This window comes from Pseudoxanthomonas wuyuanensis (assembly GCF_900215535.1).
GTDB classification, from domain to species: Bacteria; Pseudomonadota; Gammaproteobacteria; order Xanthomonadales; family Xanthomonadaceae; genus Pseudoxanthomonas_A; species Pseudoxanthomonas_A wuyuanensis.
Window position 1 is genome coordinate 299,693 of sequence record NZ_OCND01000002.1, and the last position, 15,525, is coordinate 315,217.

Genomic DNA, 15,525 nt, shown 5'->3' on the forward strand with positions numbered 1-15,525 from the left:
CCGGCAGTCTGGGTTCCCGGAGACGCGCTGGCAGCCTGTCGGGCTTTGGGGGTCGAGGCGAAGACGATTGCGCGAGGTCAGTTTCTTGACGATCCCCAGGCCAAGAGCGGGATCTCCTGGTCGGGAATCGGCGGAAACTGGGCCGCGCAGGCGGATTTGCAGCCCGGCCTGCCAAAGTCCGGCAGGCTGCTAGGTTACCATTCGCGCTTTGGTACGTTATGGACTTCCCATGATTCGCAGCATGACCGCCTTCGCCGCCGCCGAACGCGTCACCGAGGGCGGCACGCTGGCCTGCGAGTTGCGCGCGGTCAACCACCGCTTCCTGGAGCTGGGCCTGCGCCTGCCCGAGGAACTGCGCGCGCTGGAGCCGGCGCTGCGCGAACGCATCGCCGCCCGGGTCTCGCGCGGCAAGCTCGATTTCAGCCTGCGCCTGCGCAGCCCGGAGGGCGAGGGCAGCCTGCAGCTGAACATCGGTACGCTGGCGCAGCTTTCGGAACTGGCGCTGGACCTGTCGGGACGCTTCCCCGGCCTGCGTACCGAGCTGACCGACCTGCTGCAGTTCCCGGGCGTTCTGCAGAGCAAGGCGGTGGATCCGGTGGCGCTGCAGGCCGGGGCGCTGGCGCTGCTGGACACGCTGCTGGACCAGTTCGTCGCCGCGCGCGAGCGCGAAGGCGAGAAGCTGGCGGAGGCGATCCTGGAGCGGGTCGATGCGGTCGCCGCGCGCGCGGCCGACGTGCGCGAGCTGATTCCGCTGATCCGCAGCGGGCAGAGGCAGAAACTGGAAGCCCGGCTGGCGGAATTGTCGCAGCCGGCCGACCCCGGCCGGGTCGAGCAGGAACTGGTGCTGTGGCTGCAAAAGCTCGACGTGGACGAAGAACTGGACCGGCTGGACAGCCACGTCAAGGAGATCCGCCGCGTGCTCAAGCAGGCCGAACCGGTCGGCCGGCGGCTGGACTTCCTGCTGCAGGAGTTCAACCGCGAGGCCAACACGCTGGGTTCCAAGTCGGTCGATACCCGCACCACCAACCTGGCGGTGGAACTGAAGGTGCTGATCGATCAGATCCGCGAACAAGTGCAGAACATCGAGTAACGAGTGATGAGGAACGAGCAACCAGTGGGGAAGGTGCGGCGATGAAAACAGATCCGACCGAGGCGGCAATGGCCACTCGTTCCTCGTTCCTTCGCACTCGTTCCTGACGACCATGCGCGGAACCCTCTATATCGTCGCTGCGCCGTCCGGCGCCGGCAAAAGCAGCATCGTCAATGCGGTGCTGCAGCGCGATCCCGGCATCGCGCTGTCGATTTCGTTCACCTCGCGTGCGCCGCGCCCTGGCGAACGCCACGCCCAGCACTACCATTTCATCAGCGCCGACGAGTTCAAGGGCATGATCCGTGCCGGCGATTTCTTCGAGTACGCACAGGTGCATGGCGACTGGAAAGGCACCGCGCGGCAATCGGTGGAACCGCAGCTGTGCGCCGGCAAGGACGTGCTGCTGGAAATCGACTGGCAGGGCGCGCGCCAGGTGCGCGAAAAGGTGCCCGACGCGGTCAGCGTGTTCATCCTGCCGCCATCGCGCGACGCGCTGGAACAGCGCATGCGGACCCGCGGGCAGGACAGCGAGGAGACCATCCAGCGCCGGCTGGCCGCCGCGCGCGAGGAAATGTCGCATTACGACGAATTCGACTACGTCATCGTCAACGACGTGTTCGACAAGGCCGTCGGCGAGATGCATGCCATCTTCATCGCCAGCCGGCTGCGCCGCGAAGCCCAGCAGATCCGTCACGAGCAGTTGCTGCGGACATTGCTGGCGTAGCTGTCCGCGGACGCTGGCCGACGAGCAAGACTTTTTCGCGACCGATCGGAGCGGAAGCGACCATGGCTGCTCGCTGCCTTGTGGGAGCGGCGTGAGCCGCGCTGGAAGTACGATGTTGCGACTGGCCGGTGCCGGCACCGCTGCCACTGGGTTCGAGTCGTGCTTTGCAGAGCCGGGCGGGCTTGGCCGGCCGTGCCCCTGCCCAGTTCCGCTCGATTCGGTCCGCTCCGCTTTGGTTGGCTCCAATCCGTGTCGAAAAGCCGCTTTCCAGGCTTGCGTCCGTCCCAAGTCATTGATTTTGAAAGGCCGGCTTGCGCTCTCGCCCCCGCGCACCTACAATCGCCGGCCCTTTCCCTATTCGCTGCGCGGCCCCCGGGTCGCCGGGAGCCCGTATGGCCCGCATCACCGTTGAAGATTGCCTGGAAGTTGTGAACAACCGTTTCGACCTGGTTACGATGGCCGCCAAGCGCGCCCGCCAGCTCGCCAACGGCGTCGAGCCGACCATCGACAACAGCGAAAGCGCCGACAAGCCGACCGTGCTGGCGCTGCGCGAAATCGCCGCCCGCAAGATCGACAACGATCTGATCGACCGCGTCGAGAAGGCCGAGCGCGAGCGCGCCGAGCGCGAGGCGCTGGAGTGGGCCGCCGCTGAAGTGGTCGCCGACGACGACCTGTCCAAGGGCGACGACTGACTGTGAGCCGGCGCTAAACCGGCCAGAGAAAAAGCCCGCGTCAGCGGGCTTTTTCGTACCCGTCAATTGCCGTTGTCCTGCGTCTGGCATAGGCTGGCGGCATGAACCCAGGCCGCACCGCCAAAGCGCTCCGCAAACCCGCTTCGCCGCAAGACGAAACGGCGCCGGAGTATGTTCGCCAGTTCGAACAGGCGGCCAGCTACCTGCCGGCGGAACAGCTGCCGCTGCTGCGGCGCGCGTGGGAAGTCGGCGCCGCCGCGCATATCGGCCAGACCCGCAAGTCGGGCGAGCCCTACATCACCCATCCGGTGGCGGTGGCCCGCGTGCTGGCCGAACTGGGCATGGACGCCGAGACGCTGATCGCGGCGATCCTGCACGACACCATCGAGGACACGCCGTTGACCGGCGAGGAAATCGCCGCCGAGTTCGGCGCGTCGGTGGCCGAGCTGGTCGAAGGCGTCACCAAGCTGGACAAGCTGAAATTCCGCGACCGCCAGGAAGCGGCCGCCGAAAGTTTCCGCAAGATGCTGCTGGCGATGTCGCGCGATCTGCGCGTGATCATGATCAAGCTGGCCGACCGCCTGCACAACATGCGCACGCTGGGCGCGCAGAGCGCCGAGGCGCGCCAGCGCATCGCCCGCGAAACGCTGGAGATCTACGCACCCATCGCCCAGCGGCTGGGCATGAACCTGGTCAAGTCCGAGCTGCAGGATCTCGGTTTCCGCGCCATGCATCCCTGGCGCCACGCCATCATCGAAAAACACATCCGCAGCCAGCCGGTGGTGCGGCGCGAATCGATGGCGCAGATCGAGGCGCATCTGTCGCAGCGGTTGACCAAGGAAGGCATCGAGCACCGGCTGGTCAGCCGCATCAAGACGCCCTGGAGCATCTACAACAAGATGCGCGGGGAGGGTAAAAGCTTCGATCAGGTGATGGACGTGTTCGGTTTCCGGGTGGTGGTCGACACGGTGCCGACCTGCTACCACGCGCTCGGCGCGGTGCATGCGCAGTACAAGCCGCTGGACGGGCGCTTCCGCGACTTCATCGCCATCCCCAAGGCCAACGGCTACCAGTCGCTGCACACGGTGCTGTTCGGCCCCTACGGTTCGCCGATCGAAGTGCAGATCCGCACCACCGAGATGGACCTGATCGCCGAGCGCGGCATCGCCGCGCACTGGACCTACAAGTTCGGCGCCGAAAGCCCCAACAGCGCGCAAAGCCGCGCGCACGCCTGGATCGTCGAGCTGATCGAAAACCAGCGCGCGGCCGGCTCATCGCTGGAGTTCCTGGACAACGTCAAGGTCGATCTGTTTCCGGACGAGGTCTATCTGTTCACGCCCAAGGGCAAGATTCTGGCGCTGCCCCGCAATTCCACCGCGCTCGATTTCGCCTACGCGGTGCATACCGACGTCGGCAACCGGGCGGTGGCTTCGCGGGTGGACAGGAAACTGGTGCCGCTGCGCACCAAGCTGGCCAGCGGCCAGAGCGTGGAAATCATCACCGCCAAGTCCGCCGCGCCCAAACCGCAGTGGCTGGAATTCGTGGTCACCAGCAAGGCGCGCACGTCGATCCGCCACCAGCTCAAGCAGCTCGAGCACGAGGACGCGGTGCAGTTGGGCCATCGCATGCTCGACCGCGCACTGGAAGCGCTGGACAGTTCGCTGGAGCGGCTGCCGCAGCAGCGGCTGGACGCGTTCCTGACCGAGCACCGCTACCCGCGTCTGGAGGCGTTGCTGGCCGATGTGGCGCTGGGCAACTGGATGCCGGCGCAGGCGGCGCAGGCGCTGACCGCGTTCGCCGAGCTGCGCAGCGGCGGCCATTCGCGCCATTCGCAGGAAAAGATCCTGATCAACGGCAGCGAGCGCGGCGTGGTCAGTTTCGCCAACTGCTGCCAGCCGCTGCCGGGCGACGAGATCATGGGCTACCACACCGCCGGCAAGGGCATCGTCGTGCATCGGCTGGACTGCCCCAACGTCAGCGAGTTCCGCAAGTCGCCCGAGCGCTGGGTGCCGATCGCCTGGGACGCCAGCGTCACCGGCGACTACGACGCTTCGCTGCTGATCGACGTGGAAAACCGCCCTGGCGTGCTGGCGCAGGTGGCCGCCGCGGTGGCCAAGAGCCAGTCCAACATCGAGCGGGTGGAATACCTGGAACGCGACATCAACGTGGCGGTGTTGCGATTCTCCATCCAGGTCCGCGACCGCAATCACCTGGCCGAAGTGATGCGCCGGCTGCGCCGCCTCAACGTGGTCCATGGCGTGCGCCGGCAGTAGGCGCAAGCCAGGACTCAGTCTCCTGTAGGAGCGACATCAGTCGCGACCGCCAGTGCGCGGCAAGTTTTCCGGTCGCGACCGACCGGTGCCGGTATGCCGGCACCACTCCGACAGCTTTTCCGGCGCCGGTTCGCGACTCACGTCGCTCCCACAGTTTAGAATGCGAGGAATGCCGTACACAGGAATTCCCATGACACGCCAGATCATCCAGACCGACCACGCTCCCGCCGCCATCGGCCCGTACTCGCAAGCGGTCCGTACCGGCAATACCGTCTATTTCTCGGGGCAGATTCCGTTGGACCCGGCTACCGGCGCGCTGGTCGAAGGCGATATCGGCGCGCAGGCCCGGCGTGCGTTCGACAACCTGAAGGCGGTGGCCGAAGCGGCCGGCGGTTCGCTGGACCGTATCGTCCGGTTGGGCCTGTACCTGACCGATCTGGGCGAGTTCGCCGCGGTCAATGCGGTGATGCAGGAGTACTTCGTTTCGCCGTTCCCGGCCCGTTCCACCATCGAGGTGGCCGGCCTGCCCAAGGGCGCCGCGTTCGAAGTCGACGCGGTGATGGTCATCGACTGAAGAAACGCTAGGCCATCCGCGCCCGCGCCTCGCTCGGGGTCAGACCGGTCCAGCGCTTGAAGGCGCGGCGGAATTCGCGCACGTCGGTAAAGCCGACCTGATTGCCTATCTGCGAAATGGTCAGCTGCGGCGTATGCAGCAGCTCCAGTACGCGCTGGCTGCGGATGCGGTCGTGGATGGCGGTGAAGCTGGTGCCTTCGGCGGCCAGCTGGCGCCGCAGGGTGCGTTCGCTCAGGTGCAGCAAGGCGGCTACATCGCTCATCTGCGGGTTTTCGTGCAGGCGCGGACGCAACTGCCGCTCGACTGCGGCGGTGGTTTCGCCGCAGCCGGATTCGGCCTCCAGCTGTGCGCGGCACATCGCCAGCGCCTGCCGCGAGGTCACCGGGTTGTAGCTTTGGAACGGCAGATCCAGCCATCTGCGCGCCACCATCATGCCGTTGCGCGGCTGCTCGAAGCGGACTTCGCAGCGAAACACTTCGGTGTAGCGCTGCGCATAGGCCGGCGGCGGGTAGGCAAAATCCAGGCGCAGCGGATTGAACTCGGGACCGGCCAGTTCGCGCGCCAGCATCAGCACGCTGGCGAACATTTCCTCGCACAGGAACGGCAGCAGATCCGCGCTGCTCTCCGGTGCGGTGGCGGTGATGGTCACCGCATCCTCGCCGGCCGGCAGCATCGCCAGTTCCATCAACGGACCGTTGGCGCGCTGATAGGTCAGGCCGATCGAAACCGCCTCGCCGAAGGTCGGGGCGGTCTTCATCGCCAGCCCCAGCAGGCCGAAATTTCCCCCATTCTGCTTGCCGCCGACGACCAGCCCCACATCGTCGATGGGCAAGGCGCGCAGCGCGCGCCGGATGATCTCGCTGGCCTGGCGATAGGAAACACGCGCGCTGGGGTCGTGGATTTCGTTCACGCTCAGGCGCATACCGGCAAACCAGTCTTCGCAGCCCACACCCAGTTCGCCCGCCAGCAGCACCAGGCCGCACAGCATATTGGTCGGCAGGTTGGCGATGGAAAGCCGCCAGTCGACGTTGCCCGTGGAATTGCGATGCATCGAAGCACGCTCCCAGCTTGTCCGCTTTGCCCCCCCTAGTATGCCGCTCCTGCCCTCCTGTGCGGTGCCGCCCCGGGGCAAGACTTGCCTGTCGTCAGGCGGCGGGCCGTACCGGCGCCGGCCAACCGGGGAGCGCGAGATGCGGCGAGGGCTTTGGGGTTTGGGAGTGGCGCTGGCGCTGGCCGGCTGCGGGCGAAGCGGCACCGAAGCGGAGACGGCGGCGGTGCCGGCCGGCGCGGCGGACTTTGCGCGGACCCTGCACGAACGGCTGCTGGACGCCAAACCGGGCGAGGTTATCGAGATTCCGCCCGGACGCTTCTCCTTCGACCACAGCCTGACCCTGCGCGCCGACGGCGTCACCCTGCGCGGCGCCGGCATGGACAAGAGCGTACTGAGCTTCAAGGGACAGAAGGCCGGCGCCGAGGGTCTGCTGGTCAACGGCGACGATTTCACCATCGAGCACCTGACCATCGAGGACTCCAGGGGCGACGGGCTGAAGATCAGCGAATCCGAAAACGTCACCATCCGCGGCGTCAAGGTGCAGTGGACCGGCGGTCCCAGTACCAAGAACGGCGCCTATGGCCTCTACCCGGTGTTGACCAGGAACGTATTGATCGAGGACTCGGTGGCCATTGGCGCCTCCGATGCCGGCATCTATGTGGGCCAGTCCGATGGCGTCATCGTGCGCCGCAGCCGCGCGGAGCTGAATGTGGCCGGCATAGAAATCGAGAACACCATCAATGCCGATGTCTACGACAACATCGCCACCAGGAACACCGGCGGCATCCTGGTGTTCAACATGCCGGGGCTGTCGCAGCAGGGTGGCAACATCCGCGTGTTCGACAACCAGGTATTCGAAAACAATACCGGCAACTTCGGCGCCAAGGGCACCCCGGTAGCCAGCGTGCCGGCCGGTTCGGGCATCGTGGTCAATTCCAACGACGATATCGAAATCTTCAACAACCGCATCGCCGACAACGACACCGCCAACATCATCATCTCCAGCGTCTATTCCACCGGCTACAAGGACTCCAGCAAGTCCGAGACCTTCGATCCGTATCCCGAACGCATCCATGTGCACGGCAACCAGCTGTCCGGCGGCGGCGGATCGCCCGACGGGCTGGATCTGAAGGCGCTGAAGGTGGCGATGTACGGTCTGCGCGGACGTTTTCCCGACGTGCTGTGGGACGGCTATGTCGACAAGAAGAAAGGCGGCGGCCCGCAGATCTGCCTGCACGATGTCAGCGGTGTGATCAATGCCGACGGGCCCGGCGGCTACAAGAATCCCGGCAAGGATGCGCGCGCGTTCGACTGCCGCTTGCCGCCGCTGCCGGCGGTGGACCTGGGCCGGGGTTGAGCAATGGCGCAGGGCGGCAGGCGCATCGTCGCGCTGATGCTGGCGCTGTTGGCTCTGGCGTCCTGCCGACCGCAGCCGCAGGTGCATTTTTTTGCCGAAGGCCAGCCGCAGCGGCTGAGCCAATGGCAGCTGCTGACGCTGCAGGACCAGCGTCTGCGGCTGAATCCCGGCGTGCTCCCTTACGACCTGAACTCGCCGCTGTTCAGCGACTACGCGTTGAAGCTGCGCACCGTGTGGATGCCGCAAGGCCAGGCGGCGCAATACCGCGAAAACGAAACCTTCGAATTTCCGGTCGGCACCATCATCAGCAAGACTTTCTACTATGCCTTGCCGCAGGGCGCGCGCTGGGACGGCGGTTTGGTGGCCCGGCAGGCGCCGGAAGACGGTGGGCTGCAGGATGAAACGCTGGATCTGCGCCGGGTGCGCCTGATCGAGACCCGGTTGCTGGTGCGGCGCGAGCAGGGCTGGCTGGCATTGCCCTACGTCTGGAATGACGAGCAGAACGACGCGGTGCTGCAGCGTGCTGGCGCATTGCTGCCGCTGCAACTGATCGATGCGCAGGGACAGCGCGAAGAGGTGGCCTACCAGGTGCCGGACCAGAACCAGTGCGCCGGCTGCCATGCCACGGACAACCGTTCGCGGCAGATTGCCCCGATCGGGCCGAAGGCCAGGCACCTCAATCGCGACTTCGACTACGCCGATGGCCGCGAGAACCAGTTGCTCCGCTGGTCGCGCAGCGGTTATCTGGACGGCGCGCCGGAAGCCGGCCAGGCGCCGCGCGCCGCGGACTGGACCGATACGCATGCCAGCCTGGACGACCGCGCGCGCGCCTACCTGGATATCAATTGCGGCCACTGCCATAGCCCGACCGGCCCGGCGCTGACCTCGGGCATGTCGCTGGATGCCGCCACCAGGGACAGGTTGAAGCTGGGGTTCTGCAAGCAGCCCATCGCCGCCGGCAAGGGTACCGGCGGCCGCCTTTACGGCATCGTGCCGGGCGATGCCGACGCATCGATCCTCGCCTTCCGCATGGACAGCGACGATCCGGCGGTGATGATGCCCGAGCTGGGCCGTTCGGTGATCCACCGCGAGGGCGTGGCGCTGATCCGGCAATGGATAGAGCAGCAACAGGGCGCCTGCGACAGCTAGCGCAACAGTCGGCGGAACGGGAAAGAGAACCGAAACCTGCGGCCGCCAGCAAGCGGTCAGCGCACACACCGCTTCTTGGGAGAGAGTGATGGAACTGAAGCAACGCGATCTGATCATCGGCATGCGTCGTGTCTTGTTCGGAGGATGCACCCTGCTGGCGGCGGCGGGACCAGCCTGGGGCCAGCAGGCAACGGCCGACGCCGTTACCCTGGACGCCATCACGGTGACTGCGCAGAGCCGCGAGCAGGAACTGCAGGACGTGCCGATCGCGTTGCAGGTGCTCAACGAGCAGATCATCGCGGACGTCACCGCCGAGGACATGGGCGACCTGGACAGTTTCGTGCCGGGCCTGCGCATCAACAGCGTGCAGCCCACCCAGCCGGAAATCGCGCTGCGCGGCATCAGCACCGATGACTTCGGCATCGGCACCGATCCGGCCGTCGGCGTGTTCATCGATGGCGTCTACACCGGCCGCAGCGGCGGCATCCTGCTGCCGTTGACCGATGTCGAGCGCATCGAAGTGCTGAAGGGCCCGCAAGGCACCTTGTTCGGCCGCAACACGGCGGCCGGCGCGGTGTCGATCATCACCCGGCGCCCCGGCAGCGAGACCGAAGCGGCGGTGAAGCTGCGCCTGGGCAACTACGGCAAGCAGTACCTGGAAGCGATGGCCAATGTGGCCACTGGCGATCGCTCCGCCTTGCGCCTGACCGGGCTCATCAACCACAGCGATGGCTGGGTGCAGGATGCGGCCACCGGCAAGGAGCTGGGCGGCGACAACGTCTGGGCGACGCGCGCGGGCTGGCAATTGGGCCTGGGCGACAACACCACCGCGCTGATCAGCTGGGATCACGAAAACCTGGACCAGCGCGGGCGCCCGACCACCGGCATCGTGCCGCTGCCGCCAACTCCGGGCCTTCCGTCGGCGCCGGCCGACCCATCGAGCTATCTGGACCCGCGCGAAATCGGCACTTTCAACGACACCCGCGCCAGCGCCGAGTGGCGCACCTTCGACGGGGTGACGCTGATCGTCGATCACGCCATGGGCTGGGGCAACCTGACCTCGACCACCGCCTGGCGACAGTTCGATTCGCTGAACCGGGTGGAAGAGGATGGCACCAACCGGCCCTACCTGTACCTGGACACGACCAACCGCGAGTCGAACGAAAACAAGTACCAGGAATTCAAGTTCAGCGGCGCCAGCGACCGTTTCGACTGGGTGGCAGGCGTCAGCTACTACGAGGAAGCGGCCAGCCAGACCAGCGAAGTCAACACCACCAGCACCGCGGTCGACACCGCGGTGGCCAACCTGGGTCTGGCGCCGACGCCGGACGGCACCCTGTTCGGTTTCTTCTCGCAGGTGCTGGCCGCCAACGGCATTCCGCTCAGCCTGCTCGGGCACGACTGGAACGAGACCTTCCGCAATACGCTGCGGACCAAGGCCTATGCCGGCTTCGGCGATGTCATCTGGCACGTCAACGACAAGCTCAACCTGACCTTCGGCCTGCGCTACACGCGCGACGAAAAGGACTTCAGCTGGTTCAACGACCAGCGCAGCGCGCCCACCCTGGACGCCACCCTCGATGCGTTGGAGGTAGCCGGCTTCTTCGCGCTGGTGGGCGTGCCGAAAGAGATGTTCGTGTTCGACCTGGCCTTCATCGACCCGCCGGCGATGATGAACAAGGGCGTGCTCAATCGCGCCAGCGATTCCTGGAGCGACTGGAGCCCGCGTTTCGTCGTCGATTACCACTTCACCGACGATCTGATGGGTTTCGCCTCGCTGGCCAAGGGCTACAAGGCCGGCGGATTCAACGCCCTGCAGATCGGCAGCGAATTCGACAACGAGGACGTGTGGAACGCGGAAGTCGGCATCAAGCACGCGCTGCCGCAGGCGCGGCTGGCCTACAACGTCTCGGTCTTCCATTACCGCTACGACAACCGCCAGTCGATCCGGCTGGACAACACCAGCACCATTCCCCGCTTCGTGATCGATACCGGCGATGTGGAAGCCTACGGTGTGGATTTCGATCTGCGCTGGCAGGTCACCGATGCGTTCGGCCTGGATTTCAATGCGGCGTACATCGACTCGGAGTACAAGGACTACGCTGTGGACACTGCCGCCGGTCTGCTGGATCTGGATGGCCAGCCCACCGGCGAGCCGTCTTGGTCGGCGGCCATCGGCGGCCACTACAACTGGCGCCTGGGCACTGCCGGGGACCTGCGGTTGGCGCTGCGGCACGCCTATCGCGGCGCCTGCCGCGGCAACGACTACAACCGGGATTCGGGCGATTGCGCAAGTTTCCCCGGTTTTTCCACCGGTCAGTCGCAGAACCGTACCGACGTGCGCCTGGCCTGGGCATCGCCGGACGGCCACTGGAACTGGGCGGTCTACGGCAACAATGTGTTCGACAACCGCTACGTCACCCAGTTGAACGTCTACGGCAGGGAGGCGTTCGGCACGGTCGGCGCGGTGGTCAGCGAACCGCGCACCTACGGCATGGAAGTCAGCTTGAAGTTCTGACGCCATCAGTTGCCAGAAGCTGCGCCGGTATCTTCTCCCGTAGCCGAAACCCCGGCGCGGCCAGCGTCGGGGTTTTTGTCTGGTTCTTTTCCCGTTTCCAGGGATGTCGGCTTCGGTGGGAGCCGCCGGTCGTCAGGCTGGGGGGGGGCCGCCCTCCTGACGACGTCGTGTCTTTACGTCGGGCCGCAGGCTCGTTCCGCTTCGCGGCCCGAACCGGCCCGGCGCAGCGCGCCGGGCGTCGCCTTTGGACAGATGACAGATCGCGACTTCGGAAGGCCGTACTTCGCGCGCCGACCAGGTGTCCAGAAGCCGGTGGCCAGGGCAGTGCGGGACCGTTCGCGGCATGGACGCCGCGGAAGAGCTTACAAGGACGTATTTACGGCGAGTCCCGCACTGCCCTGGCCACCGGATTCCACATAGACGTTCCCCCCGCACTTGGGAGAAAAACTTTTTGTTTTTCGCCAATCCCGGCATGCTTAGGGCCTGTTAACGCTATTGGGACAGGTCACGTTGCTTTCCAGCGGTTGTCAGGTGATTGCGCGCGGCGCAGCGGCAGGCTGGCCGCCTGTTCAAGCCGCGCGCGGCCGCCTGGCGAGCGCTGGAAAGCAACCCGAAGAGCCTGCCCCGTACTTGGCCATACTTGATAGGGGGCCGGCACTGAGTGCGCACGGTACCGCGTCATCACTCGGGCGTGTATCGACATACATTTCCTCGTTCTTCCTTGTCCCGCACGCACTCAGTGCCGGCGTGACCTGTCCCAATAGCGTTAACAGGCCCTAGCAATGCCGATACGACAAGACGGCGCCGCCGTCGGACTTTCCCTGCAACCGCTGAGCCACCTGCCCGGCGTGGGGCCGCGCGTGGCCGAGAAGCTGGCGGCGCGCGGATTGCTGACGCTGCAGGACCTGTGGCTGCACCTGCCGCTGCGTTACGAGGACCGCACTGCGCTGACCCCGATCCGGCAGTTGCGCCCGGGCCAGCCGGCGCAGGTGGAAGGGCGGGTGGAAGCGGTCGAGCGCGGTTTCCGCTACCGGCCGGTGCTGCGGGTGGCCATTGGCGACGAATCGCATTCCACCCTGGTGTTGCGCTTCTTCCATTTCCGCGCCGCGCAGGTGGCGCAGTTCGCGGTGGGCACCCGGGTCCGCTGCTACGGCACGCCCAAGCCGGGACAGCATGGGCTGGAAATCGTCCACCCCAGCTATCGGGTTCTCGGCGATGCCGAGGATGCCGCGCTGGGGCAGGCGCTGGATCCGGTCTATCCGAGCATCGAAGGCATCGGTCCGGCGACCATCCGCAAGCTGATCGCTCAGGCGCTGGACAAGCTGCCGGGCACCGACGTGCTGGAACTGCTGCCGCCGGCGATGCTGCAGGGGCTGGGCCTGCCCTCGTTGCGCGATGCGCTGCTGACGATGCATCGCCCGCCGCGCGACGCCGATCTGGGCGCGCTGACGCTGGGCACGCACCCGGCCCAGCGCCGGCTTGCGCTGGAGGAATTGCTGGCCCACCACCTGAGCCTGCGCCGCCAGCGCATCGCCCTGCAGCAGCATCGCGCGCCGAAGCTGGCCGGCCGTGGCCGGCTTGCGGCGGAGCTGCTGGCGGCGCTGCCGTTCCAGTTGACCGGTGCGCAGCAGCGCGTATTCAAACAGATCCGCGCCGATCTGAAGCAGCCTTCGCCGATGCTTCGGCTGGTGCAGGGCGATGTCGGCAGCGGCAAGACCGTGGTCGCCGCGCTGGCGGCGATGCTGGCGGTGGAAGCCGGCAAGCAGGCCGCCCTGGCCGCGCCGACCGAGCTGCTGGCCGAACAGCACCTGGCCAACCTGCGCGGCTGGCTGGAGCCGCTGGGCGTCCGGGTGGCCTGGCTGGCCGGCAAGGTGACCGGCAAGGCGCGGGCGCGGGTGCTGGAGGAAGTGGCTTCCGGCGCGGCGCAGGTAGTGGTCGGCACCCATGCGCTGATGCAGGAAGCGGTGGTGTTCCATGACCTGGCGCTGGCCATCGTCGACGAACAGCATCGCTTCGGCGTGCACCAGCGGTTGGCGCTGCGCGACAAGGGCGCGGCGAAGCTGGCAGTCCCGCATCAGTTGGTGATGACCGCCACGCCGATTCCGCGCACCCTGGCGATGGCCGCCTATGCGGATCTGGATGTCTCGGCGATCGACGAACTGCCGCCGGGACGCACGCCGGTGCAGACCGTGGCACTGAGCGCCGAACGCCGTCCGGAACTGATCGAGCGCATCCGCAGCGCCTGCGCCGAAGGCCGCCAGGCCTACTGGGTCTGCACGCTGATCGATGACAGCGAGGAAGACGGTAAACCCGGCGGCAACGGCAACGCCACGACGCGCATCGAAGCGCAGGCTGCGCAAAGCACGTTCGAACAGCTTTCGGCCGCCTTGCCGGAATTGCGCGTGGCGCTGGTGCATGGGCGGATGAAGGCGGCGGAAAAGCAGGCGGCGATGCGCGCCTTCAAACAGGGCGATACCGATTTGCTGGTGGCCACCACCGTGATCGAAGTCGGCGTCGATGTACCGAACGCTTCGCTGATGATCATCGAAAACGCCGAGCGACTGGGTCTGGCGCAACTGCACCAGCTGCGCGGCCGGGTCGGGCGCGGCGCCAAGGCATCGAGCTGCGTGCTGCTGTACCAGCCGCCGTTGTCGATGATGGCCAGGCAGCGTTTGCAGACGCTGCGGCAGACCAACGACGGCTTCCTCATTGCCGAAAAAGACCTGGAATTGCGCGGGCCAGGCGAACTGCTGGGCACGCGCCAGACCGGACTGGCCGCATTCCGGGTTGCGGACCTGGCGCGCGATGCCGGCCTGCTGCCGCAGGTGCGGGATCTGGCCGACCGGTTGCTGGCCGAATCGCCGGCGACTGCCGACAGGTTGGTCGAACGCTGGGTCGGCGGCGCGGCGCGTTATGCATCGGCATAACGCGCGGCCGGAGTTTCTCTGTAGCAACGATGCGGGTCGCGACAAGACTTGCCGGCAATCCGTCGCGGCTCCGGCAATCCTCCAGCCTCTGCCGTCTTCCGCTCGCCACGCAACGATGCCAGACTCGCGGGCCGAGTACAGGAAGACAGAGCACCGATGAGCGACAAGATTCCGCTGTTGATCGACACCGACCCGGGCGTGGACGATGCCCTGGCATTGCTGATGGCGTTCAACGATGCCCGCCACGACGTCGTAGGCCTGACCATCGCCGCCGGCAATGTCGGCCTGGAGCACACCGTCCGCAACGCGTTGAAGTTGTGCGAAATCGCGAACGCGGACGTGCCCGTATTCGCCGGTACCCCGGTGCCGCTGCTGCACGCTTCGCCGGATGCCGGCTATGTGCACGGGCTGGATGGGTTCGGCGACATCGGCTATCCGCCACCGGCCCGCAAGGCCGAGGCCGAACACGCCGCGCTGGCCATCCTGCGGCTGTCGCACCAGTACGCCGGCCGGTTGCTGCTGGTGGCGCTGGGCCCGCTGACCAATATCGCGCTGGCGCTCAAGCTGGATCCGACCCTGCCGCAGCGGGTCGCCCGTTTCGTGGTGATGGGCGGTGCGGTGACCGGCCACGGCAACATCACCCCGGCGGCCGAGTTCAACATCTATTTTGACCCGGAAGCGGCGCATATCGTGTTCGAGGCGTTCGAACGCTTCGAACTGGCCGATTGGGAGGCCACCATCGCCCATGGCCTGCACCACGACAAGGTGGTCGACTGGCTGAAGGCTGATTCGGCGCGCGCCCGCTTCTATGCCGGCATCTCGGAGAAGACCCGGCTGTGGTCGATCGACCGCCGCGGCGACTACTGGTACGCGGCCGACGCGCTGGCGATGGCGTTCGCGCTGGAACCTCAGGGCGCGCTGGAACTGCTGGATCGGCCGCTGGCCGTTGAGCTGCAGGGCAGCCATGCCCGCGGCGCCACCGTGGTCGACTGGCGGCGGGAAGGCGGCCGCCCGGACAAGGCCAGCCTCCTGATGCGCTACGATCAGGCCCGGTTCGAGGCCCTGATACAGGCGGCGCTGGCGGCCGGCTGAAAACCGGCTCCCGGCCGCGTCAGTGCCGGGTCTTGCGCCGGCAGGGAAGGGCGGGCTAAAATGCCGCTCTTCCCTTCC

At 66.7% G+C, this 15,525-nt stretch carries 11 protein-coding genes; 10 read left to right on the top strand and 1 reads right to left on the bottom strand.

Annotated features, from left to right (window positions below):
- Positions 1–229 precede the first annotated feature (229 nt).
- From CRO39_RS06430 to CRO39_RS06450, 5 genes are all read left to right on the top strand, one after another.
- Complete coding sequence (locus CRO39_RS06430; protein ID WP_097121048.1) at positions 230–1,090, top strand: YicC/YloC family endoribonuclease; 861 nt, start codon at positions 230–232, stop codon at positions 1,088–1,090.
- A 112-nt stretch (positions 1,091–1,202) separates the two neighbouring features.
- On the top strand, positions 1,203–1,814 hold the full coding sequence (gmk, locus tag CRO39_RS06435) for a guanylate kinase (RefSeq protein WP_097121049.1): 612 nt from the start codon (positions 1,203–1,205) through the stop codon (positions 1,812–1,814).
- 392 nt (positions 1,815–2,206) lie between these two features.
- Positions 2,207–2,506 carry a DNA-directed RNA polymerase subunit omega gene (gene rpoZ, locus CRO39_RS06440; RefSeq protein WP_097121050.1) on the top strand — a complete coding sequence of 100 codons (300 nt, stop codon included), beginning with the start codon at positions 2,207–2,209 and terminating at the stop codon, positions 2,504–2,506.
- A gap of 101 nt (positions 2,507–2,607) precedes the next feature.
- Positions 2,608–4,779 (top strand): RelA/SpoT family protein, encoded by a 2,172-nt coding sequence (locus tag CRO39_RS06445; RefSeq protein WP_097121051.1) that lies wholly within the window; start codon positions 2,608–2,610, stop codon positions 4,777–4,779.
- A 190-nt stretch (positions 4,780–4,969) separates the two neighbouring features.
- On the top strand, positions 4,970–5,353 hold the full coding sequence (locus tag CRO39_RS06450; RefSeq protein ID WP_097121052.1) for a RidA family protein: 384 nt from the start codon (positions 4,970–4,972) through the stop codon (positions 5,351–5,353).
- 7 nt (positions 5,354–5,360) lie between these two features.
- On the opposite strand, the gene CRO39_RS06455 is transcribed toward CRO39_RS06450, so the two are convergent.
- On the bottom strand, positions 5,361–6,404 hold the full coding sequence (locus tag CRO39_RS06455) for an AraC family transcriptional regulator (protein WP_097121053.1): 1,044 nt from the start codon (positions 6,402–6,404) through the stop codon (positions 5,361–5,363).
- 139 nt (positions 6,405–6,543) lie between these two features.
- Here CRO39_RS06455 and CRO39_RS06460 point away from each other — a divergent pair, with 139 nt between their 5' ends.
- The 5 genes from CRO39_RS06460 (at position 6,544) to CRO39_RS06480 (ending at position 15,447) form a co-directional block, all read left to right on the top strand.
- Positions 6,544–7,761 carry a parallel beta-helix domain-containing protein gene (locus tag CRO39_RS06460; protein ID WP_097121054.1) on the top strand — a complete coding sequence of 406 codons (1,218 nt, stop codon included), beginning with the start codon at positions 6,544–6,546 and terminating at the stop codon, positions 7,759–7,761.
- A gap of 3 nt (positions 7,762–7,764) precedes the next feature.
- On the top strand, positions 7,765–8,910 hold the full coding sequence (locus CRO39_RS06465; RefSeq protein ID WP_097121055.1) for an SO2930 family diheme c-type cytochrome: 1,146 nt from the start codon (positions 7,765–7,767) through the stop codon (positions 8,908–8,910).
- 88 nt (positions 8,911–8,998) lie between these two features.
- The gene (locus tag CRO39_RS06470) at positions 8,999–11,428 is read left to right on the top strand and encodes a TonB-dependent receptor (protein WP_097121056.1); all 2,430 of its coding nucleotides are present in this window, start codon (positions 8,999–9,001) and stop codon (positions 11,426–11,428) included.
- 782 nt (positions 11,429–12,210) lie between these two features.
- Positions 12,211–14,355: an ATP-dependent DNA helicase RecG gene (gene recG, locus CRO39_RS06475; RefSeq protein WP_097121057.1), complete on the top strand. Its 2,145-nt coding sequence runs from the start codon at positions 12,211–12,213 to the stop codon at positions 14,353–14,355.
- A 156-nt stretch (positions 14,356–14,511) separates the two neighbouring features.
- Entirely contained in the window at positions 14,512–15,447 is a 936-nt protein-coding gene (locus tag CRO39_RS06480) for a nucleoside hydrolase (RefSeq protein WP_097121058.1), read from the top strand.
- Positions 15,448–15,525: the final 78 nt, after the last annotated feature.